Source organism: Streptomyces sp. NBC_01255, assembly GCF_036226445.1.
Classification (GTDB): Bacteria; Actinomycetota; Actinomycetes; order Streptomycetales; family Streptomycetaceae; genus Streptomyces.
In genome coordinates this window covers 4,932,235-4,951,995 of record NZ_CP108474.1, presented here as the reverse complement: position 1 = coordinate 4,951,995, position 19,761 = coordinate 4,932,235, and the positions used below count along the sequence as shown (strand labels likewise).

Genomic DNA, 19,761 nt, shown 5'->3' with positions numbered 1-19,761 from the left:
CGAGTACGTCAGGCGGCGGCGGTGACCGCGACCTTCTGGTCGGTCTCGCCGACCGCGACCAGCTCGTCGAGCGGGGACGAGGAGGCGTTCGCGTACGCGGTGTGGTCCAGGATCTTCTCGCGGGCGGCGACGATCACCGGGACGAGCGCCTGACCTGCGACGTTCGTCGCCGTGCGAATCATGTCCAGGATCGGGTCGATCGCCATGAGGAGGCCGACGCCCTCCAGCGGGAGGCCCAGGGTGGAGAGGGTCAGCGTCAGCATGACCGTCGCGCCGGTCAGACCGGCGGTGGCCGCCGAGCCGATGACCGAGACGAAGGCGATCAGCAGGTAGTCGCCGATGCCGAGCTGGACGTCGAAGATCTGCGCGATGAAGATCGCGGCGAGCGCCGGGTAGATCGCGGCGCAGCCGTCCATCTTGGTGGTGGCGCCGAACGGGACGGCGAAGGAGGCGTACTCCTTCGGGACGCCGAGGCGCTCGGTGACCTTCTGGGTGACCGGCATGGTGCCGACCGAGGAGCGGGAGACGAAGGCCAGCTGGATCGCGGGCCAGGCGCCCTTGTAGAACTGGAGCGGGTTGACCTTGGCGACCGTGGCGAGCAGCAGCGGGTAGACGCCGAAGAGGACCAGAGCGCAGCCGATGTAGACGTCGGCGGTGAAGGTCGCGTACTTGCCGATCAGCTCCCAGCCGTAGTCGGCGATGGCGAAGCCGATGAGGCCGACGGTGCCGATCGGGGCGAGGCGGATGACCCACCACAGCGCCTTCTGGAGGAGCTCCAGGATCGACTCGGAGAGCGTGAGGATCGGCTTGGCGCGGTCGCCGAGCTTGAGGGCGGCGATGCCGGCGACGGCGGCCATGAAGACGATCTGAAGGACGTTCAGCTCGGTGAAGGGCGTGATGACGTCCGACGGGATGATGCCCGTGAGGAAGTCGATCCAGGAGCCCTCGCGCTTCGGCAGCTTGCCGTCCTGCGGGGTGAGGCCGGTGCCGGAGCCCGGGTTGGTGATCAGGCCGATCGCGAGGCCGATGGCAACGGCGATCAGCGAGGTGATCATGAACCAGAGCAGCGTGCGGGTGGCGAGCCTGGCGGCGTTGTTCACCTTCCGCAGGTTGGTGATCGAGACCAGGATCGCGAAGAAGACGAGCGGCGCGACGGCCAGCTTGAGCAGCTGGACGAAGATGTCGCCAACCTGGCCGAGGGTCTCCTTCAGCCAGGAGACGTCCTGGCTGCGGGCGATCCAGCCGAGCAGCGCGCCGAGGACGAGACCGGCGATGATCTGGGCCCAGAAGGGGATCTTGGGTATGCGTGAGGAAGCCGGGGACTTCTGCTCGGGTGTGGTCGCGGACGCGGACACAGACACACTCCACAGGTGCGTATCGGGGAATACGGGACGGGGGTGCGGCACACACGCGTTTTCACGCGGGCCGCTGCATGATGCCGGGTCAGAGCTCGCGGCAACAGACCGCGGACATACAGCGGCACAGATCGACGTGCAGGCGCGCCACGAGCGGGATGCTCGCGGCATGGGAAAGGCGCACTGCTGTCGTCATGTCGAACACGTTAACACTTGAACTTTGAGATCCTCAAAGCCATTCTTTGAGACCTGAAGAGGCCTCCGCGCCTCCGAAACGCAGAACACCCCAGGCAGGAGCCTGGGAAGCTCCAGCTGGGGTGGGTGGGATCCGGGAGGATCCGGGTGGATCTGTGACGAAGCTTACGCAGCCCTTATATGGGCTAGAGCGCGTCTTCCTGGGACCGGTTCGAGGCCAGTCGACCCTTGGCGCGGTCGACCTTCCCGACGATCTCGACGCTCATGTCGTCACGCTGCTTGCGCAGGAGGACGAAGCTGAGGGGGGCGGAGACGACGATGGCGAGGCCGAGGACCCAGAGCAGGTTCGAGTCGCCCAGGCCGCGCGGCAGCACGCCGACGTAGACGAGACCCCACAGGGCGAAGAAGCACCCGGCGAAGATGCCGAGCCGCATCAGCGAGTAGCGGAGCATGTCAGTCAGTCCACTCTTCCGTTCCGAAAAGTTCCCATACGGGACGAGCGCCCCTCCAGTGAAGCACGGGGAGGGGCGGTCGCCGGGAGCGGGGGGTTGAGCCGCGACGAGTAATAGATAGAATGCCTTCATGACCCTTACCTTCGAGGTGGATCCGGCGGTCGACCGGACCCTGCGCGACGGCGTGCTCGCCCTCTGGGCGGACGTCTCGAACGCGGGCGGCGCCGTCGGCTTCGTCCCCCCTGTGACCCCCGAAGCGATCCGCCCCGCGCTGCTCAGGCACCTCGTCGCGATGACCGAGGGCGGTACGCGCCTGCTCGTCGGCCGCGACGAGGACGGCGAGGTCGCCGCCACCGCGTTCTTCACCTTCAACACCCACCCGCTGATGACCCACTGGGTGTGGCTCTACACGGTGATGGTCCACCCCCGCCACCAGGGCAAGGGCTACGGCGCCGACCTCATGGCCGCCGTCGAGCACACCGCCCGCACCGCCGAGGGCTTCGAGGCGATCGACGCGATCCGGCTGACCTGCCGGGGCGGCACCGGGGTCGAAGGCTTCTACGCCAAGTCCGGCTACAAGGAGGTCGGCCGCGTCCCCGACGCGATCCGGGTCGCCCCCGGCGACGACCGCGACGACATCATCATGCTGCTGCCCCTATGAGAAGAAGGGCCGACGGGGTGTCCCCGCCGACCCTTCTCCTCATGCCTCACACGTCGTCAGAACCGCATCGACTGCGGCGTCTCGCGGCGGTTCGCGTCCGGGCCGTCGTACTCGCGGATGATCTCGTAGCGGGTGTTCCGCTCGACCGGGCGGAAGCCCGCGTCCCTGATCAGTTCCAGCAGGTCCTCGCGGCCCAGCTTGTTCGGCGTGCCGTAGTTGTCGGCGTCGTGCGTGATCTTGTACTCGACGACCGAGCCGTCCATGTCGTCCGCGCCGTGCTGGAGCGCGAGCTGCGCCGTCTGGACGCCGTGCATGACCCAGAAGACCTTGACGTGCGGCACGTTGTCGAAGAGGAGGCGGGAGACAGCGAAGGTCTTCAGGGCCTCCGCGCCGGTCGCCATCGTCGTGCGCGCCTGGAGCTTGTTGCGGACCTTGCCGTCCTGCATGTCGACGAAGTCGTGCTGGTAGCGCAGCGGGATGAAGACCTGGAAGCCGCCGGTCTCGTCCTGGAGCTCACGCAGCCGCAGCACGTGGTCGACGCGGTGGCGCGGCTCCTCGATGTGCCCGTACAGCATCGTCGAAGGCGTCTTGAGGCCCTTGGAGTGCGCCAGGCGGTGGATCCGGGACCAGTCCTCCCAGTGGGTGCGGTGGTCCACGATGTGCTGCCGGACCTCCCAGTCGAAGATCTCGGCGCCGCCGCCGGTCAGGGACTCCAGACCGGCCTCGATCAGCTCGTCGAGGATGTCGGAGGCCGACATCCCGGAGATCGTCTCGAAGTGGTGGATCTCCGTGGCGGTGAAGGCCTTGAGGGAGACGTTCGGCAGGGCCTTCTTGAGCTCGGAGAGCGAGCGCGGGTAGTACCGCCAGGGCAGGTTGGGGTGGAGCCCGTTGACGATGTGCAGCTCGGTGAGGTTGTCGTTCTCCATCGCCTTCGCGAGGCGCACGGCCTCTTCGATGCGCATGGTGTACGCGTCCTTCTCGCCCGGCTTGCGCTGGAAGGAGCAGTACGCGCAGGAGGCGGTGCACACGTTCGTCATGTTGAGGTGACGGTTGACGTTGAAGTGCACCACGTCGCCGTTCTTGCGGGTCCGGACCTCGTGGGCCAGCCCGCCGAGCCAGGCGAGGTCGTCGGACTCGTACAGGGCGATGCCGTCCTCGCGGCTCAGCCGCTCACCGTCCCGGACCTTCTGCTCAAGTTCGCGCTTGAGTCCAGCGTCCATGTACGGCCGCCTCCCTTTTCTGTCTCCGACGTCTCCGAAATCAGGCTCCCCCACCGTACTCTCAGCCCTCTTCGGGCAGGTCTCCGACCCGGTTCTCCCACTTGGTGGAGAGCACGATCGTCGTACGGGTGCGGGAGACGCCCTTCGTGCCGCTGAGGCGGCGGATCGTCTTCTCCAGGCCGTCGACGTCGCCGACGCGGACCTTGAGCATGAAGGAGTCGTCGCCGGCGATGAACCAGCAGTCCTCGATCTCGGCGAGGTCCTTCAGGCGGCGGGCCACGTCCTCGTGGTCGGCGGCGTCGGAGAGGGAGATGCCGATGAGGGCGGTGACGCCGAGGCCGAGCGAGGCGGCGTCGACGGTGGCGCGGTAGCCCGTGATGACCCCGGCCGCCTCAAGACGGTTGATCCGGTCGGTGACGGAGGGGCCGGAGAGCCCGACGAGCCGGCCGAGCTCGGCGTACGAGGCACGACCGTTCTCGCGCAGAGCCTGGATGAGCTGCCTGTCCACGGCGTCCATAGGTATGAGGCCTTCCATTGTCCAGCGATACCGCGAGTTTAGGTATAGAATCTAAGGTACACAGGGAAGACGCCCTGTGAATCTTTCAGTTGATCAAAGACGATCTTTCAGGAGTGGTGTTCACCGTGTACACGATCGAGATGGCCTACGCCCGTATGCGCGAGCTGCAGGAACTGGCCAACCGCTCGCGTGCCCACCAGTCGACCTCCGCCTCGAAGCGCGCCGCGAAGAAGCGCGCCAAGAAGCGCTAATCAGCCTGGAGAGCCGCACCCAGCTCTCCCTCCCACCGGCGGTACAGCCGATGCGGCACACCTGCCGCGTCCAGCACCCGCCCGGCGACGAAGTCCACCAGATCCTGGATGTGCGTCGCCCCCGCGTAGAACGCCGGAGAGGCGGGCAGCACCACGGCGCCCGCCTCGTCCAGCGCCACCATGTGCTTGAGCGTCTGACCGTTCAGCGGGGTCTCCCGCACGGCGACCACCAGCGGCCGCCGTTCCTTCAGCGTCACGCTCGCGACCCGCTGCAGCAGGTCCTTCGAGAGCCCGAGTGCCACTCCCGCCACCGCGGCGGTCGAGGCCGGCACCACCAGCATCCCCTTCGCCGGGTACGAGCCCGAGGACGGCCCCGCGGCCAGATCCCCGGCCGCCCAGTACCGCACGTCCTCCAGCGCGTCCCCGACGTCGAACGTGCCGGGCTTCCCGTCGGCGCCCCGCGCCAGCCAGGTCGCCAGGTCCTCGCGCCAGTGCGCGTCCCGGAAGGAGATCCCCGTCTCGTCGAGGAGCGTGAGCCGCGAGGCCCTCGACACGACGAGGTCGACGCTCTCACCCGCGGCGAGCAGCCCCCTCAGTACGGCGGCCGCGTACGGCGTACCCGACGCGCCCGAAACCCCCACCACCCAGGGCCGACGACTCTTCATCTCCTGCGACTCCACGACAGTGAGCCTATCCGGCCGGGAAAAGCCAGGCCTGAGCACGGCACGCTCCCGGGACCGGCCCGCCCCTGGACCACCTCGGTCAGGCGTCCCGGAAGCGCAGCAGCCGCTTGGCCGTCGCCTTCACCAGGCGGTCCCCCTCGGTCAGGGGAAGGCGTTCGCGGCGGTAGCGGAGGGAAGGGCGCCCCTCGGCCCCGAACCCCTCCTTGAACCGCGCGAGCGAGGACCCAGGACGGGAGTCGCCCATGACGTAGAACGCGCGGCCCTCGGCACACGCGTCCTCGATCGCGAGCCGCTGCAGGAGGAAGCTCGCCCGCACCGGATGGGCCAGTTCCTTGTCCATCGCGCCGCGCCAGTACTTCGCCCGGCCTCCGTACGACACCACCACCACGCCGGCGGCCGGCTCCCCGTCCACGCGGGCCAGGTAGACGGCGCACGAGGCGCCGAACCGGTCGGCGACCGCCTCCAGGTACCGCCGCGGAAACGCCCGGGACCGGCGCAGGCGGGCGACCGCCCACGGCTCGTGCTGCTGCCGGGCCCACCGCTGCATGGACGTCTCGTACAGCCCGTAGAACTCCCCCACCAGCCGGCCCTCGCGGTCGATCTCCACCTCGACGGCCGACCGCTCCCCCTTGCGCGCGTCCCGCCTGGCCCGCTGGTGGAAGCGCTGGTCCCAGACGGTGCCGAAGCCCCCGCTCAGGTCCAGTACGTGTGTCGTGAGTCCCTCGGCGACGAAGTCGGGCGGCGCGGCGGCCGGCCACACCGGGTCGGCGTCCGGCCCGAACCGCACGCCGACCCGCAGCGCCGGGCGCCTGGCCAGGTCGCGGAAGACGACCCGCGCCTCCTCCGCGTCGGGCGCGCCCGGGGACGCCAGAGGCCCGCCGATCCCCCAGACGGACGGCAAGGACTCCTCGGCGGTCAGCCGTCCGGGCAGGCCGCGCCGCCGGACGAGGGGGACGAGGACCCGGCGGCCGCCCTCGAAGGCGTACAGCCGGCTGGCGTCCTCGTACGGTCCCGTGTCGCAGACGCAGTCGAGCCAGGACGGGGTCTGGGTGACCAGCGTGGTCCCGTCCTCCTCGGCCAGCCGCCACCAGGCGTCGCGCGGTGCCGGGGACGTCACCCGTACAGGGCCCGCCGCGGTGGTCCGCGCGAGGACCTCCACCGTGCTCATCGCCGCGCCACCACCTCGGTGAGGACCGGCACCACGTTGCCGGCCACCCAGCGGCGGCTGCGTCCGTAGCGCGCGGACTTGGCCGCGTTCCCCGCCACGTGCCACAGCCAGGTGAGCAGCGGCAGCAGGGCCTCGTCGGACTCCTGCCCCGGGGGCGGGACGTCGGAGTGGGCGAGCAGGGCGCGGTCCTCGGGCAGCAGGCCGCCGCGGCGCACGGCGTCGGCCACGATCCGCCCCAGCTCCCGCCGCTCGCGCTGCCGCCGCAGGGTGAGGACGAAGAGGTACGAGTCGACGGCGCACGGCCCGTCGGGGCGCGCGTCCGCCCAGTCGATCACCCCGGACAGCGCCCCGCTCTCCTCGTCCACCAGGATGTTCCCGGGGTGGTAGTCGCCGTGGGTCCAGGCGGCGGTCAGGGTGCGCCCGGCCAGGCCGCTGTTGAGGCGCTCCCGCAGGGCCCGTACGGCGGCGGTCCCGCGGGCCCCGCGGCACCAGGGGACCTCCCGGGCCAGCACCGCCAGGCGGGCGTCCACCCAGTCGGCGGTCCTGCGCTCGGCGCGCTCCGGGCGGCCGGTCGCGCGGTGCAGGGCGGCGACGGAGTCGAGCGCCGCGACGGCCAGGGGCCAGGCCCGGCCGGGTGCGCGCCGGAGCAGTACGTCTCCCTCGACACCCGGCAGGCAGCGCTCCGCCACGAGCAGCAGCCGGCCGTCGTACCGCAGCTCCTCGGCCGGCGGCAGCAGCCGTCGCCACGCCCCGACCCGGTCGTCCGCGGCCAGTTCGCGCAGGGCCGCGCAGCCGTGGGTGAGGGATCCGGCCGCGCGGGCACTGCGCGGGTACTTGATCACGAGGGGCTCCGCCGCGCGGTCGTCGAGGCGGAACACCAGCAGGTCGGAGACGGTCCGCTCCAGCCGGTGCAGATCGCGGTAGCGGACGTCCCGGCCGCGCAGCAGGCCGGCGAGGCGGCGGGCCCGCACCAGGTCGAGCGGCCGGGTCAGCAGGGGGTTCGGATCGAGCGGAAGGAAGCCGCTCCATCCCGACCGTCCGGGGCCGGACCGTTCCCCCGGCGCGGTCCGGGGGAGGGCGGTGTCCACGGATCCTCCCGGCCATCCATCGACGAATGAATGCGGATATTTCACTCTAACAAGGCCTTTACGACCTCCGCGCGCCGCCCGCCCGCACCTCCCGGCCGACACGGCGGGCGACGGTGCCGAGGAACCGGACGGCCTCGGCCACGGCCGGCAGCGGGTCCTCACGGCTGAGCCAGGCCCGCTCGGTCTCCGGTCCCGGCAGCAGGCCGGGCGGGAGCCGGTGCTCCTCGCGCAGCCATGCCGCCACGGACGGCAGGTCGAGCTGTCCGGCCACGAACACCCGCCCCTCGACCTGCGGGCCCCGCGGCACGTCACGGCCCGTCAGGTCGAGATGCATGGCCCGTACGACGTCGACGCCGTCGACGTTCTCGAAGAGCCGGAACTGGGCGCCGGTCCGCGGATTGAAGTCCACCAGCTTGTAGCGCTCGTCGCGGCGGTCGTAGCGCCAGTCGAGGTCCGCCGCGCCGCTGTAGCCGATCCGGCGGCACAGGTCCGCGGCCAGCTTCACGAGGGTGGGGTTGCCCAACGCCACGGCCCGGGTCGTCACCCCGGCGTGCGGCGGCCAGGACCGCAGCTTCAGACCGGTGAACGCGACCCGGGGCTCGCCCCCGAATCCGCAGTACAGGTGGGTGATCCAGTCCTCCGCCCACTCCCTCGGGATGTACTCCTGCACCAGGAGCGGGGGCAGGACGCCCGGCGCGAACCGGTCCAGGAGGCCGCGCTCGTCGCGGACCGCGGTGGTGCCGCCCACGGCCGGGTCGCGCAGCCTGGTCCACGCGTCGCGGTTCTTCAGCACGACGGGGTAGCCCAGGTCCCTGCCCGCGTCGACGAGTTCGTCGCGGGTGACGGGCACCCTGGTGCGCGGCGACGGGACCCCCAGCTCCTCGCAGAGGACGTGCAGGCCCGCCTTCCCGGCCAGGAGCCGCGGCAGGCCCGGCGGCACCCGGGGCAGCAGGAAGCACTCGGACAGGGCGTCGTAGTGCTCCGCTATCAGGATCGCGGCCTCGTCGTCGGTCGGCACGGGGACGGAGCGCGTACCGATGGACCGGCCGATGTCGAGCAGGGCCGCGACGAGCTCGTCCTGCCGCTCCAGGCCGGTCGTCGGCCGGACGAAGGCGCGGGACAGGTGACGGGAGAGCGCGACCGGGGTGAGCCGGTCCTCGACGACGGCATGGACGGTGACGCCCGCCCGGCCGAGGCTGCGCACCACGCCGAGCCCGCCGTGGTGCTGGGGGTACCCGCCGATCTTGGCAAGGAGCGCGGGCACCGCCGGATCGAGGAAGGGGTCGCCCGGCGCACGCTGCCTCACGGCTCTCCCTTCGGCGGGTTCTCCGGGGGCCCGACGTCCTCATCAGGCCCCACAGCAGGGGGCGTTCTAGAATTACCACCACTATGCCCCTTTTGCGACTTCCCGAAAGGCGCGGTCCCGCCGAACAGGTCACGGACGTGTCCTGATGAGCGGGCAGCCCGCCGCCGAGCAGTCCGCCGCCGAGCAGACCCCCGCCCCGGCGGCGCGCACCCGGGCCGACGTGGTCCGCGTCTGGGCCGCACGGGTGGTCCTGCCCGTCTCGGTCGCCCTCTGGCTGCTGTCGCTGCGCTCGGTCCCGCTCGACAAGATGCGGGACCTCGGACTGCTCCAGGTCCTGCCCCCGCTCTTCTGGGTCGCGACGGCCCTGCTCACGCTGGGTTTCCTGCTGGCCCTGAGCGACCGCCGCACCCACAGCGCCTGGCTGGCCGGCTACGTCTTCGCGCTGATCGCCCTGCTCCACGCCACACCCACCCTGCTGTACCCGACCCTGCGCTACTCCTGGGCCTGGAAACACCTGGCGGTCATCGACGCGGTGAACCGGCACGGCGGCGAGGTGCCGAACGCGGACAAGTTCTCCGTCTACAACGAGTGGCCGGGGTTCTTCGACCTCCACGCGATGTTCCTGCAGATCACCGGCCTGGATTCGGCCGTCGGGTACGCCTCCTGGACGCCTCCGGTCGCCAACGTCCTACTGCTGGCCCCGCTGCTCCTGGTGTACCGGAGCGTGACCCGCGACCGGCGGCTCGTATGGGGCGCCGTCTGGATCTTCTACAGCTGCTCCTGGGTGGGCCAGGACTACTTCGCGCCGCAGTCCTTCGCCTTCCTGCTCTTCCTGACCGTGATCGCCCTCCTGTACCGGCAGCTGCCGTCGTCGGCGCTCCCCCGCCCCGATCCGGACCGCCGGGACGGCTGGCCGCCCGGGCTCCTCGTGGTGGTCGTGGTGATCGTGGCCGCGATCGTGGTCTCCCACCCGCTCACACCGCTGATGCTGATCACCGCCATGGCCATGCTGTCCTTCCCCCGCCGCAGCCGACGCCTGGCGCTGCCGGTGCTGATCGCCGCGGTCGTCCTCACCGCCGTCTGGGACGCGACCGTGGCCCGGTCGTACATCTCCGTCAACATCACCGGCGTCATCGAGTCCCTCACCGAGCCCGACAAGAACGTCACCTCCGGCCTCGCCGCCCTGGGCGACGCCGCACCGGGACAGATCCTGCTGTCCTGGGTCGACCGCGGTCTGTCGGCCGCGGTCGCCGTCCTGGCCCTGGCCGGCCTCCTGACCCACCGGTGGACCTGGCGCACCGGCCTGCCCCTGCTGGCCGCGGCCCCGCTGCCGCTGCTCGCCGTCAACGCCTACGGCGGCGAGATGCTCTTCCGGGCCTACCTCTTCGCGCTGCCCGCCGCCGCGTTCCTGGTGGCGGTCCTCCTGCTGCCGCCGAGCGACCGGCGGGGCGTCGGGCGCACGCTCGCCGTCTACCCCGTCCTCCTCGCGATGCTCGGCGGGCTGGTCTTCGGCTACTTCGGCAAGGAGGCCCTGAACCAGTACACGCTCAAGGAGGTCGCCGCCGCCCGCTACGTGATCGAGAACGCCCCACCGGGCTCGACGATCGTCTCGCTCACCGCCGACGTGCCCGACCTCGACCTGGACTACGAGAAACACCGCCGGGTCCAGCTGGCCTACCAGGACGAGGACGACCTGCGGCAGATGGTCGTCGACCCGCTGGAAGGGGTGACCGGCTTCATCTACGGCGCCACCGAGGAGAAGCCCGCGTACATCGTCCTCACCCGCGCCCAGGACATGAACCTCTACGTCACCGGGGCCCTGCCGGCCGACGTCTCGGAGCGGCTGCAGGCCGCGCTGGCCGGCGCACCGGGCTTCACCCGCGTCTACGACAACGGCGACGCGATCGTCTACCGCTACGTGACACCGCCACCGGACTGAGGAGGCACTCGTGAACCTCCCGCCGATCCTCCCGCGCCTGGGACTCGCCGCCTCCGGGTGGCTCGCGCTCCTCGCCACGGCGCTGCCGGACGCCGCCCCGGTGCGGGTGGCCGTCGTCACCGCGTTCCTGCTCGTCTGCCCGGGGCTCGCGGCCCTGCGCGTCCTGCGGCCGGCCGGCAGCCCGCTGTGGGGCAACCCGGCCGCGGCCCTGGAGACCGCCCTCGTCAGCCTCGTGCTCGGTCTCGCGATGGCGACCCTCGTGGCCGTCGCGCTCTTCCTCGGCGGTGTCTTCACCGCCACCCGGTCCCTCCTCGCCCTCGCCGTCCTGACCTCCGTCCTGGCCCTGCTGCCCGGCCGCTCCGGCGCGCGGAACCGGGACACGGAGGTGCACGCTGGTTGAAGAGAGGAGGCGCGCGATGGCCCAGGACCCGCCCCCGATCCCGCCCCCGCACCCCGGCGCCGGCGCGCGCCGGCGGCTTCCCGTGGTGGTCGTCGGAGCCGGTCCGTTCGGACTCGCCACCGCCGCCTGGCTGACCGCGAACGGCATGACCACCCGCGTGTTCGGCGATCCGATGGCGACCTGGCGGGCCCACATGCCCGACGGCATGTTCCTCAAGTCGGTCCCGGCAGCCTCCTCGATCTCCGCCCCCGAGAGCGGGCACCGGTTCGCGGACTTCCGCGCCGCGCGAGGCCGGCCGCCGGTCGGCGACACCTATCCGATCCCGGTGGACGAGTTCATCGCGTACGGCCACTGGTTCCAGGAGCGCCTGGTGCCGGACGTGGAGCGTACGGCCGTACGCGAGGTGCGGACCGCCGACGGCGGGTTCGGCGTCTCCCTGGACACCGGCGAGGAGGTCACCGCGCGGGCCGTGGTGGTGGCCACCGGACTCGTCGCGTACGCCCACCGGCCGGCCGCACTGGCGCCGCTCGTCACGGCTGGCCTCGCGTCCCACTCCTGCGACCACCAGGACTTCACCGCTTTCGATGGCCGACGCGTCGCCGTCGTCGGCGCGGGCCAGTCGGCCCTGGAGAGCGCCGCGCTGCTGCACGAGGCGGGCGCCCGGCCCGTCGTGATCGCCCGGACCCGGGCCCTGCTGTTCGGCGACCCTCCGCCGGCGGACCGGCCAGCCGCCCGGTCCCGGTCCACCCGGCTGCGTAAACCCGGCTCGGCGCTGGGCCCGGGCTGGTCGCTGTTCGCGGTCAGCCACGGCCCGGCCGCCTACCGCCGTCTGCCGCTCCCGGTACGCGCCCACTTCCTCCGCACCGTGCTCGGACCGTCCGGCGCCTGGTGGCTCCGGGACCGGGTGGACGGACACTTCCCGGTGTGGTGCGCCCGCAGCCTGGTGTCGGCCCGGCAGGAGGACGGCACGGACGGCGCCGTACGCCTGGAGGTGGAGGACCCGGCGGGACGGCGGGACGTCCTGCACACCGATCACGTCCTGGCGGCCACCGGCTACCGGGTGGACGTGGGAAGGATCCCCGTCCTGGAACCGGCGCTGCGGACGTCGGTGGCCACCTCGTCCGGCGGCGCGCCGGTGCTTTCGGCGGGGTTCGAGTCGTCGGTCCCCGGCCTGTACTTCACCGGACTGGCCGCGGCCCCCACATTCGGCCCGCTCCTGCGGTTCGTCCACGGCACGACGTTCGCCGCCCACCGGGTCGCGGCCTCGGTGGCGGGCTCCGTCGCGGGCGGGACACGGTGACCGCGAAGGGCGCCCGCCGGCCCCTCCGGCGGGTGGCGCTGGCCCTGTCGTCCGCCCTGCTGATGACGGCCACCGCCTGCGCCGGAACGGCCGAGACCCCGCGGGCGCCCACCACCGGGCCGCCGCCGTCCGGCTCCTGGCGGATCGTCCTGGACGAGGAGTTCGACGGGACGGAACTCGACGACCGGACGTGGACCACCTGCTACGACTGGAACAAGGACGGCTGCACCAACAGCGGCAACGACGAAGAGCAGTGGTACCTGCCGGAGCAGGTCTCGGTGCGGAACGGCGAACTGACCCTCACCGCCGAGCGGCGCGAGACGGAGGGCAGCGACGACCGGACCTACCCGTGGATCTCCGGCATGATCTCCACCGGCCGGGACGACTGGTACGCCGAGCCCCGGCGCACGTTCACGTACGGCTACTTCGAGGCGGCGATCAGGATCCCGCCCGAGGCGGGCATGTTCCCGGCGTTCTGGATGATGCCCGAGTCGAAGTTCACGCCGCCGGAGATCGACATCATGGAGTTCCTGGACACCACCGAGCAGGTCAGCATGTACGTGCACTGGCGCGGGTCCGACGGCGACGAGGAGCGGCAGCGCGGCACGTACGGCCCGGCCGACTTCCCGGACCGGTTCCACATGTTCGGTCTGCTGTGGGAGCCGGACGCGCTGGTCTGGTACGTGGACGGCGTCGAGCGCCTCCGGGTGACGGACACGGAACGGATCCCGGACGTGCCCATGGAGGTGCTGATCAATCTGGCGGTCGGGGTGCCGAATTCCCCGCCGGACACGGTCGACACGGCCCGGATGTACGTGGACTGGGTACGGGTGTGGGAGCGGTGAGCAGGGGGGCGGGGCGCCTCCCGGCACGGTGAGGCGCCCCGCCCCGGGCCCCCTCAGGAGACCGCCTTGTACGGCATGTTCAGCCGTGCCCGCATCCGGCGGTAGGCCCGCCACCCCCTGGTCCTCGGCCCTTCGGGGAACGGCGCGACCGGCGCCGCGGCGCCCGTGGTCCACTGCCGGAACCGCTCCCGGTCGGTGTCGGCGCGCACCATCAGCCGGGCGATGCGCAGCGGATCGTCACCCGCCGAGCTGAACGCGTCCCGCACCGCCGTGGCCGACGTCCAGCCCGCCGCGAGCACCTGCTCGCGCACCGCGGGGCTGGAGTACCCGTGCGGATAGGCGAACGAGGTGACCGGGTGGCCGAGGAAGTCCTCCAGCTCGCGTCCGCACCCCGCCACCTCGTCCCACGCCCGGTCGGCGGGCAGGGTGTCGAGCTGCGGATGCGTCCGCGTGTGGCCGCCGATCTCGATGCCGTACGCGTCGAGGACGACGAGCTGCCGCCAGCTCAGCATCCGGGACTCCGGCGGGAAGACGCCCTCCGTCGGCCCGCCGGCCCGGCCGCGCAGCGCGCCGGTGGTGACGTACAGGGTGGCGGGCAGGTCACGCCGGGCGAGCAGGGGCAGCACCGTCGAGTGGAAGTCCGCGAAACCGTCGTCGAAGGTGAGGACCGCGGCCCGGTCGGGGAGCGGCGGGCCGCCGCGCTGCGCGGCCACCAGCCGGCGCAGCGGCACGAGCCGCAGACCGCTGTCGACGATCATCTCCAGCTGCTCGGCGAAGACCCGCGGGCCGACCGTGAACGGCGCGATCCAGGGCGCCGGGTCGGACGCCACCGAGTGGTAGAGGAAGACGGGCACGGCGGTCATGGCAGCCCCCCGCCGGCGTCCCCCACCCGTCCCAGGGCCGGTACGGCGGCCGGCCCTGGGGCCGGGTCCGGCACCGGGTCCGGCTCCGCATGCCGGACCCGGCCCGCGACGTATCCCGCGACGGTCACCCCGACGCCTCCCGCGAGCGCCGAGGCGGTGCGCAGACCGCCGGGGCGGCCGGGCCGCAGTGCCCGGACGAACGCCCTCGGGACGGTCGAGCGCAGATAGGCGCGCTCACTGGCCAGGGCGGCGCGGGTGCCGCCGAGCCGGGCGACGTGCGCCTTGGACAGGCCCTCCGCGTAGCACCGGGCGACGAAGTACGCCCAGGTGGCGCGGGCCGCGGGCACGCGGTGGCGGACCGCGGCGGCGGGTTCGTGGAGCAGGACCGCGGCCGGGTCACGGGCCGCGATGCGCAGGCACAGCTCGGTCTCCTCGCAGCCGAGGGGGCGGGTCCCCACGCGCCCCAGATCCGTCCGGAACCCTCCGGCGGCGAGCAGCTCGGACCGGCGGAAGGACATGTTGGCGCCGATGAAGTTCCGTACGGGGGAAGGCTGTTCGGGCAGTCCGCGGTACGAGCAGCCGACCACCCAGTCGAACTCGCGCGGGAACCACACCGGCCGGCGGGTGACCCACCACGGCCGGACCAGACCGCCGACGCCCGCGACGGCACGGTCGGCGTAGCGGGCGAGAAGCCGTCCGGACCAGTCCGGATCGGCGGCCGCGTCGTCGTCGAGGAAGGCCACGACCTCGCAACGGGCAGCGGCCACACCGGTGTTGCGTGCCCCGGACAGGCCCTGGCGCTCGGCGTTGGCGAGCACCCGCACACCGGGGAAGGCGGCGGCCGCCCGCTCGTACAGTTCGCGGCAGTGGTCGACGACAAGGACGGTCTCCTCCACGGGACGCCGCTGGGCGCGCAGCGACCCGACCGCCGCCCGCAGGTCGTCCCAGCGGTCGAGGGTGTAGGCGCAGACGACGACGGTCAGAGTCGGCAGGCTGCGGGTGTCGGTGTTCACGAGGACCTCCCGGTTCCGGTCGTGAGCCAGCGGTTCCGCCAGATCAGCAGGGGCGTGGCGAGCACGCACATGGTCACCAGCCAGGCGACGCCCGCGCCGGTGATGCCCATCGTGGGCAGCAGCATCTTGGTGAGCCCCAGGACCATCACGCACATCGCGATCTGCACCCCGACGGCCCACCGCAGGCGCCGCCGCGCCCGCCACACGTCGATGGCGAGGCTGACCACGATGTTCGGCAGGGCGGACAGGGCGAGGAGCCGCAGCAGGGTGGTGCCGTTCTCGGCGTACCCGGGGCCGAAGAACCAGAGGATCTGCGGCGCGAGCGCGGCGACGAAGACGATGCCGGCGCCGAGCAGCAGACCCGTGTGGCGCAGCATCCTCACCGTGTGCTCGACCAGCCGCTCCGGGTTGCTCACGGCCTCCACCACGAGGGAGCTGCCGAGGTTGCGGGCGACCAGGTAGAGCACGTAGCCGACGATCCAGGCGAGCGAGAAGTAGGCGCTCTGCTCGGCGCCCAGAGCGTTCAGGACCATCAGCGGGACCACGGTGTACGCGGCCATCCGGAACAGCGAGCCGAAGTAGTCGGCGGCGGCGTACCGCAGGGCCCGGTCCGGTCGTTTCGCCTGTGTCGACACCCGCACGTGTTCGGGTACGGCCCGCCGCAGCAGGACGAAGTTGGCGACGAGGAGGGAGACGGCGAGCGCCCCGACCCAGGAGAGCAGGATGCCGGAGAAGAGCGCCATGGCCGCGCCCATGCCGAGCAGCCCGATCTTCACGCAGGCGAAGATCACGTTCTCGCCGACCACCCAGCCGGGCCGCCGCACCGCGGTCAGCGCGCCGTCCTGCATCACGAAGACGGCGTATCCGGCGGTGGCGGTGATGAAGCAGACGGCGGTCACGGGGGTCAGCAGGAAGTCGAGGCCGGGGGCGACCTTGGGGACGAGCAGCAGGAAGCAGAAGGCCGCCAGGGCGCTCATCACGGCACTGACGGTGTAGCAGAGGAGGATCAGCCGGCGGGTGTGGTGGCCGGCGGAGGGCACGAACCGGACGAGGAAGTCGGAGAGGTTGAGCTGGCCGATGTTGGCCAGGAGCAGGGTCATGGAGAGCGCGGAGTAGCTGAGGCCCACCACCTCGTCGTCGTACCAGCGCGTGGCCAGCACCCAGAAGAGGGAGCCCAGCGCGGCGCTGACGAGGGAGCTGATCGCGAGGAGGTGGCCGTTGCGCAGCAGCGGGTCTCGGGGGAACACCGCGGTGACGCCGGACCGGACCACCTGGCCGACCGAGCGGTGCGCGGCGGGGAGAGTCCTGCCGTCGACGAACGCGACCGTGGTGCCGGCCGCCGGTGACCTCCGGGCGTGCCGTGCGATCCGCGGATAGGTCATCGGGGTCCGCCCCGTCTCCGCGGGTCGGGGTGCGCGAGGTCGTCGTGGCGGCCTTCGGTCCGCCGTCGTAGCCGCCGCTCGATCCGCCGGCTGCGCAGATAGCCGTACGGGCCGTAGAGCATGCCGCGCAGCTCCAGGCGGGTGAGCCGGGACGCCGTGGCGCCACGCCCGGAGTCCGGTCCACCACGTTCGTGGTGTCGGGTGAGCGCGTACCGTACGCCGCCGGGCAGCCGTCGCAGCAGCGCGGGCAGCATGCGGGGTTCGTGGACGATCGCCCCGGCCAGATAGGCGCCGAAGCCCGCGCCGTAGCCGAACGCCTGCGCGTCGAGGGCTTCGGGGGTGCGCTTGTGCCGGTGCCAGACGATCGCGGCGGGCTCGTAGGCGAGGGAGCGGCCACGGGCGAGGACCCGGAAGAAGGAGAGCAGGTCGTCACCGCCGTGCGCGGGGGTGCCGACGCCGGTGGCGGGGTCGAAGCCGCCGAGGTCGCGCAGCAGTTCCGTACGGAACGCCATGTTCGCGCCGGAGCCGAAACGGCCCGCGGTGAACGGGAACAGCGGGTCCGCGGGCGGAGCGCGCAGCGACCAGACGCGGGGCGCGTACCCCTTCGCGAACGCGCCGTGCCGCTCCAGCGCGAGCTGCGCCTCGGTGTCCAGCTCGGCGGGGACGATGAGCCCGGTGACGCATCCGGTGCGGGGGTCCGCCAGGAAGGGCGCGGCGAGCGCGGTCAGCCACAGCGGGTCGACGAGCGTGTCGTCGTCGGTGAAGGCGCTGATCCCGCCACGGGCCGCCGCGAGCCCGCGGTTGTGGGCACGGGCGAGACCGGGCACGGGTTCGCGCAGGTAGCGGACCACGGGACGTGTGCCGCCGCCGTACTCCCGCCGGACCAGCTCCTCCGTGGTCGTGTCCGCCGGGGCGTTGTCCACGACGATCACCTCGAACCGCGGGTACGTCTGCGCAAGGAGCGAGTCCAGGCAGTCGCGGAGCATTCCGGCGCGGTTTCTCGTGGCCACGATCACGCTGATCGCGGGCGTCCCGACGGACGTCCGGTGCGGCTGGGCGCGGGCGGGGTCCTCGTCGGTGACCGCGAACTCCCGGACCGCCGTGGCCGCGAGCGCCTGCCACAGCTCCTCGGGCCCGCCGCCGGACGCCTCGGCCATCCCCAGCGGACGGCCGTGGAACCGTACGAGACCGAGCGCGCGGCCGGAGGGCCTGGTCCGCACCCCGCCCCCGGGGCGCCGGAACGCCCCGGGCTCGGCGAGGTCGATGTCCACGACGGGCAGCGGCGCGGCCGACGCGAGCGGCCGTCCGCCGGTCACGACGCGCTCCGCTCCAACGGAGCGGACGCCGGCTGGGCGGACGTCGGCCGGGCGGACGCCTTCGGCCCGCCGGGGCGCTCGGACAGGAGCGTCTTCAGCACCCGGCGGCCGTCGGAGATCGCGTGCAGGTTGGACCGGCCGTTGCGGCGGGGCAGTTCGAGGCTGGGGACCTCGGCGATCCGCAGTCCGGAGCGCAGCGCGTGCACGATCATCTCGGCCTCGATCTCGAAACCGGTGGCGTGCAGGTCGAGTTGGTCGAGGAAGCTGCGCCGGAAGGCGCAGAAGCCGTAGCAGAGGTCGGTCAGCGTGGCGTCGTAGAGCCGGTTCACGAGCGCCAGCAGGGCGTGGTTGCCGAGCTGCCGGAAGCGCGTGATGTCGAGGGAGCCGCCGCCCTCGACGAAGCGGGAGCCCTTGACGAAGTCGTAGCCGTTCTCGAGGAAGTGCACGAAGTGCGGGATCTCCGCGGGCGACATGCTGCCGTCGGCGTCCATCATCACCACGTAGTCGCCGCGCGCCGCGAGGAAGCCGGTGCGCAGCGCGTTCCCCTTGCCCTTCCCGCTCTGCTTCAGGCTGCGGACCGTGGGCAGGATCTGGGTCGCGATGCGGACGGTGGCGTCGTGGGAGTCGCCGTCGATCAGCAGGACCTCGCCGACGCAGTCCGGGATCTGTTCGAAGACCCAGGGGATGTTGCGCGCCTCGTTGAGGGCCGGGATCACCAGGCTCACCGCGAGCCGGGTCGGTTCCTTGTCCTCGGCGCGCCGCATGGGGTGCGGGGCGGAGTCGGTGGAGCGGCGGAGTGGGTGCTCTGTGGGCGGGAAGTCGGTGTTCTGCCGCAGAGTCGGGTGAGTGGTCATGATGGCTCCGGGATCGAATCGGTGCACGGTCGCGTCGTGCTGCGGAGGCCGTCCGCCGGAGTGTGATGCCAGGTGACAGGTACGTCCACCCGTGCGATGCACCATACGTACGTTTACGCCGTATATGTACACTTTATCCCTGAATGTCCTGTGGTCAAGGAGTGCACAGCGAAGGCGGACACATGGCGATCGAGAAGGACCCCTCACCGGAGCCCGCATCGGGGCCCGCATCCAAGCCCCCATCGGCCCCCGCATCGGGCCGCCGCGCGCCTGGCCGGCGGGCCGGCGACCACGGGCGGTACGGCCGCCTGAGCCGCGAGCGCGTGCTCGCCACCGCCCTGGAGCTGGTCGACCGTGAGGGACTGTCCGCGCTGAGCATGCGCCGGACCGGCGCGGAGCTCGGAGTGGAGGCCATGGCGCTGTACCGGTACGCCGCCGGGAAGGACGCACTCCTCGACGGTCTGGTGGAGGCCCTCTACACCGAGCTGGAGGAACAGCTGGCCGCCTCCGACGAAGCACCCGGATGGCGGAACGAGCTCCACCGGATCGCCGCCGCGACCTACCGGGTCGCCCTCGCGCACCCCCAGGTGGCCCCGCTCCTGGCCACCCGCATGCTGGCGGTCCCACTCGCCCGCCGCCCGCTCCCCGTCCTCAGGGACCACGAGCGGATCCTGGCCCTCCTGGAGCGGGCGGGCCTGGACGAGGACGCCACGGTCATGGCCTTCCGGGCCGTCACCGGCTGGGTCCTCGGCTACATCCTCGGAGACCTGCGGGCCATGGTCGACAACCCCGACGAGCCCGATCCCGCCTTCCGCCTCGGCCTGCACCGCATGCCGGCCCGCGAGCTCCCGCACCTGCGCGGCGCCGCCCCGACACTCGCCCGGCACGGCGCCCCGGAAGGCCTGGCCATCGGCCTGGACGCCCTCCTGGACCGCTTCGCCCCCGAATCGTGA

20 protein-coding genes are annotated in these 19,761 nt (G+C 72.2%); 7 read left to right on the top strand and 13 right to left on the bottom strand.

Annotated features, from left to right (window positions below; all coding sequences use genetic code 11):
• Window positions 1–8 precede the first annotated feature (8 nt).
• Both OG357_RS22335 and OG357_RS22330 read right to left on the bottom strand, forming a co-directional pair.
• On the bottom strand, window positions 9–1,355 hold the full coding sequence (locus OG357_RS22335; RefSeq protein ID WP_329622827.1) for a dicarboxylate/amino acid:cation symporter: 1,347 nt from the start codon (window positions 1,353–1,355) through the stop codon (window positions 9–11).
• A gap of 380 nt (window positions 1,356–1,735) precedes the next feature.
• Entirely contained in the window at window positions 1,736–2,002 is a 267-nt protein-coding gene (locus tag OG357_RS22330; RefSeq protein WP_329622826.1) for a DUF4229 domain-containing protein, read from the bottom strand.
• 130 nt (window positions 2,003–2,132) lie between these two features.
• On the opposite strand from OG357_RS22330, the gene OG357_RS22325 reads away from it, so the two are divergent.
• Complete coding sequence (locus tag OG357_RS22325) at window positions 2,133–2,663, top strand: GNAT family N-acetyltransferase (RefSeq protein WP_329622825.1); 531 nt, start codon at window positions 2,133–2,135, stop codon at window positions 2,661–2,663.
• Between the two features lie 56 nt (window positions 2,664–2,719).
• Here OG357_RS22325 and mqnE read toward each other — a convergent pair whose 3' ends face one another.
• Window positions 2,720–3,883 carry an aminofutalosine synthase MqnE gene (mqnE, locus tag OG357_RS22320; protein ID WP_329622824.1) on the bottom strand — a complete coding sequence of 388 codons (1,164 nt, stop codon included), beginning with the start codon at window positions 3,881–3,883 and terminating at the stop codon, window positions 2,720–2,722.
• Window positions 3,884–3,944: 61 nt separating this feature from the next.
• On the bottom strand, window positions 3,945–4,400 hold the full coding sequence (locus tag OG357_RS22315) for an Lrp/AsnC family transcriptional regulator (protein WP_024761206.1): 456 nt from the start codon (window positions 4,398–4,400) through the stop codon (window positions 3,945–3,947).
• Window positions 4,401–4,525: 125 nt separating this feature from the next.
• Here OG357_RS22315 and OG357_RS22310 point away from each other — a divergent pair, with 125 nt between their 5' ends.
• On the top strand, window positions 4,526–4,651 hold the full coding sequence (locus OG357_RS22310) for a hypothetical protein (protein ID WP_329625835.1): 126 nt from the start codon (window positions 4,526–4,528) through the stop codon (window positions 4,649–4,651).
• Here OG357_RS22310 and OG357_RS22305 read toward each other — a convergent pair.
• From OG357_RS22305 to OG357_RS22290, 4 genes are all read right to left on the bottom strand, one after another.
• Window positions 4,648–5,316, bottom strand: coding sequence for a UbiX family flavin prenyltransferase (locus tag OG357_RS22305; RefSeq protein ID WP_329625656.1), 669 nt, complete (start codon window positions 5,314–5,316; stop codon window positions 4,648–4,650). The genes OG357_RS22310 and OG357_RS22305 overlap by 4 nt on opposite strands.
• 97 nt (window positions 5,317–5,413) lie before the next feature.
• On the bottom strand, window positions 5,414–6,502 hold the full coding sequence (locus OG357_RS22300; RefSeq protein ID WP_329622823.1) for a GNAT family N-acetyltransferase: 1,089 nt from the start codon (window positions 6,500–6,502) through the stop codon (window positions 5,414–5,416).
• Window positions 6,499–7,590, bottom strand: a complete 1,092-nt coding sequence (locus OG357_RS22295; protein WP_329622822.1) for a phosphotransferase family protein — start codon at window positions 7,588–7,590, stop codon at window positions 6,499–6,501. Before OG357_RS22295 ends, OG357_RS22300 begins: the two co-directional genes overlap by 4 nt.
• 58 nt (window positions 7,591–7,648) lie before the next feature.
• A complete protein-coding gene (locus tag OG357_RS22290; protein ID WP_329622821.1) occupies window positions 7,649–8,896 on the bottom strand; it encodes a carboxylate--amine ligase in 1,248 nt (415 codons plus the stop codon).
• Window positions 8,897–9,041: 145 nt separating this feature from the next.
• Between OG357_RS22290 and OG357_RS22285 the strand changes: the two genes are divergently transcribed.
• From OG357_RS22285 to OG357_RS22270, 4 genes are read left to right on the top strand one after another with little or no spacing between them, the layout of a single operon-like run.
• A complete protein-coding gene (locus OG357_RS22285) occupies window positions 9,042–10,835 on the top strand; it encodes a glycosyltransferase (protein WP_329622820.1) in 1,794 nt (597 codons plus the stop codon).
• A 10-nt stretch (window positions 10,836–10,845) separates the two neighbouring features.
• Window positions 10,846–11,235: a hypothetical protein gene (locus OG357_RS22280; protein ID WP_329622819.1), complete on the top strand. Its 390-nt coding sequence runs from the start codon at window positions 10,846–10,848 to the stop codon at window positions 11,233–11,235.
• Window positions 11,236–11,251: 16 nt separating this feature from the next.
• Complete coding sequence (locus OG357_RS22275; RefSeq protein WP_329622818.1) at window positions 11,252–12,535, top strand: NAD(P)-binding domain-containing protein; 1,284 nt, start codon at window positions 11,252–11,254, stop codon at window positions 12,533–12,535.
• Window positions 12,532–13,380, top strand: a complete 849-nt coding sequence (locus OG357_RS22270; RefSeq protein ID WP_329622817.1) for a glycoside hydrolase family 16 protein — start codon at window positions 12,532–12,534, stop codon at window positions 13,378–13,380. The genes OG357_RS22275 and OG357_RS22270 overlap by 4 nt, the downstream gene beginning before the upstream one ends.
• Window positions 13,381–13,433: 53 nt before the next feature.
• On the opposite strand, the gene OG357_RS22265 is transcribed toward OG357_RS22270, so the two are convergent.
• The 5 genes from OG357_RS22265 to OG357_RS22245 are packed head-to-tail and all read right to left on the bottom strand — an operon-like array spanning window position 13,434 to window position 18,808.
• Window positions 13,434–14,243 (bottom strand): polysaccharide deacetylase family protein, encoded by an 810-nt coding sequence (locus OG357_RS22265; protein ID WP_329622816.1) that lies wholly within the window; start codon window positions 14,241–14,243, stop codon window positions 13,434–13,436.
• Window positions 14,240–15,256: a glycosyltransferase family 2 protein gene (locus OG357_RS22260; RefSeq protein WP_329622815.1), complete on the bottom strand. Its 1,017-nt coding sequence runs from the start codon at window positions 15,254–15,256 to the stop codon at window positions 14,240–14,242. Before OG357_RS22260 ends, OG357_RS22265 begins: the two co-directional genes overlap by 4 nt.
• Complete coding sequence (locus OG357_RS22255; RefSeq protein ID WP_329622814.1) at window positions 15,253–16,638, bottom strand: lipopolysaccharide biosynthesis protein; 1,386 nt, start codon at window positions 16,636–16,638, stop codon at window positions 15,253–15,255. The genes OG357_RS22260 and OG357_RS22255 overlap by 4 nt, the downstream gene beginning before the upstream one ends.
• The gene (locus OG357_RS22250) at window positions 16,635–17,954 is read right to left on the bottom strand and encodes a glycosyltransferase (RefSeq protein WP_329622813.1); all 1,320 of its coding nucleotides are present in this window, start codon (window positions 17,952–17,954) and stop codon (window positions 16,635–16,637) included. Before OG357_RS22250 ends, OG357_RS22255 begins: the two co-directional genes overlap by 4 nt.
• A complete protein-coding gene (locus OG357_RS22245; RefSeq protein WP_329622812.1) occupies window positions 17,951–18,808 on the bottom strand; it encodes a glycosyltransferase family 2 protein in 858 nt (285 codons plus the stop codon). The genes OG357_RS22250 and OG357_RS22245 overlap by 4 nt, the downstream gene beginning before the upstream one ends.
• Before the next feature lie 182 nt (window positions 18,809–18,990).
• On the opposite strand from OG357_RS22245, the gene OG357_RS22240 reads away from it, so the two are divergent.
• Window positions 18,991–19,761, top strand: a complete 771-nt coding sequence (locus OG357_RS22240; RefSeq protein WP_329622811.1) for a TetR/AcrR family transcriptional regulator — start codon at window positions 18,991–18,993, stop codon at window positions 19,759–19,761.

Coding starts and splice junctions, on each gene's coding strand:
- OG357_RS22255 (WP_329622814.1), bottom strand. CDS start 16,638: ATGACCTATCCGCGGATCGCACGGCACGCCCGGAGGTCACCGGCGGCC.
- mqnE (WP_329622824.1), bottom strand. CDS start 3,883: ATGGACGCTGGACTCAAGCGCGAACTTGAGCAGAAGGTCCGGGACGGT.
- OG357_RS22265 (WP_329622816.1), bottom strand. CDS start 14,243: ATGACCGCCGTGCCCGTCTTCCTCTACCACTCGGTGGCGTCCGACCCG.
- OG357_RS22305 (WP_329625656.1), bottom strand. CDS start 5,316: ATGAAGAGTCGTCGGCCCTGGGTGGTGGGGGTTTCGGGCGCGTCGGGT.
- OG357_RS22300 (WP_329622823.1), bottom strand. CDS start 6,502: ATGAGCACGGTGGAGGTCCTCGCGCGGACCACCGCGGCGGGCCCTGTA.
- OG357_RS22325 (WP_329622825.1), top strand. CDS start 2,133: ATGACCCTTACCTTCGAGGTGGATCCGGCGGTCGACCGGACCCTGCGC.
- OG357_RS22240 (WP_329622811.1), top strand. CDS start 18,991: ATGGCGATCGAGAAGGACCCCTCACCGGAGCCCGCATCGGGGCCCGCA.
- OG357_RS22245 (WP_329622812.1), bottom strand. CDS start 18,808: ATGACCACTCACCCGACTCTGCGGCAGAACACCGACTTCCCGCCCACA.
- OG357_RS22275 (WP_329622818.1), top strand. CDS start 11,252: ATGGCCCAGGACCCGCCCCCGATCCCGCCCCCGCACCCCGGCGCCGGC.
- OG357_RS22330 (WP_329622826.1), bottom strand. CDS start 2,002: ATGCTCCGCTACTCGCTGATGCGGCTCGGCATCTTCGCCGGGTGCTTC.
- OG357_RS22285 (WP_329622820.1), top strand. CDS start 9,042: ATGAGCGGGCAGCCCGCCGCCGAGCAGTCCGCCGCCGAGCAGACCCCC.
- OG357_RS22315 (WP_024761206.1), bottom strand. CDS start 4,400: ATGGACGCCGTGGACAGGCAGCTCATCCAGGCTCTGCGCGAGAACGGT.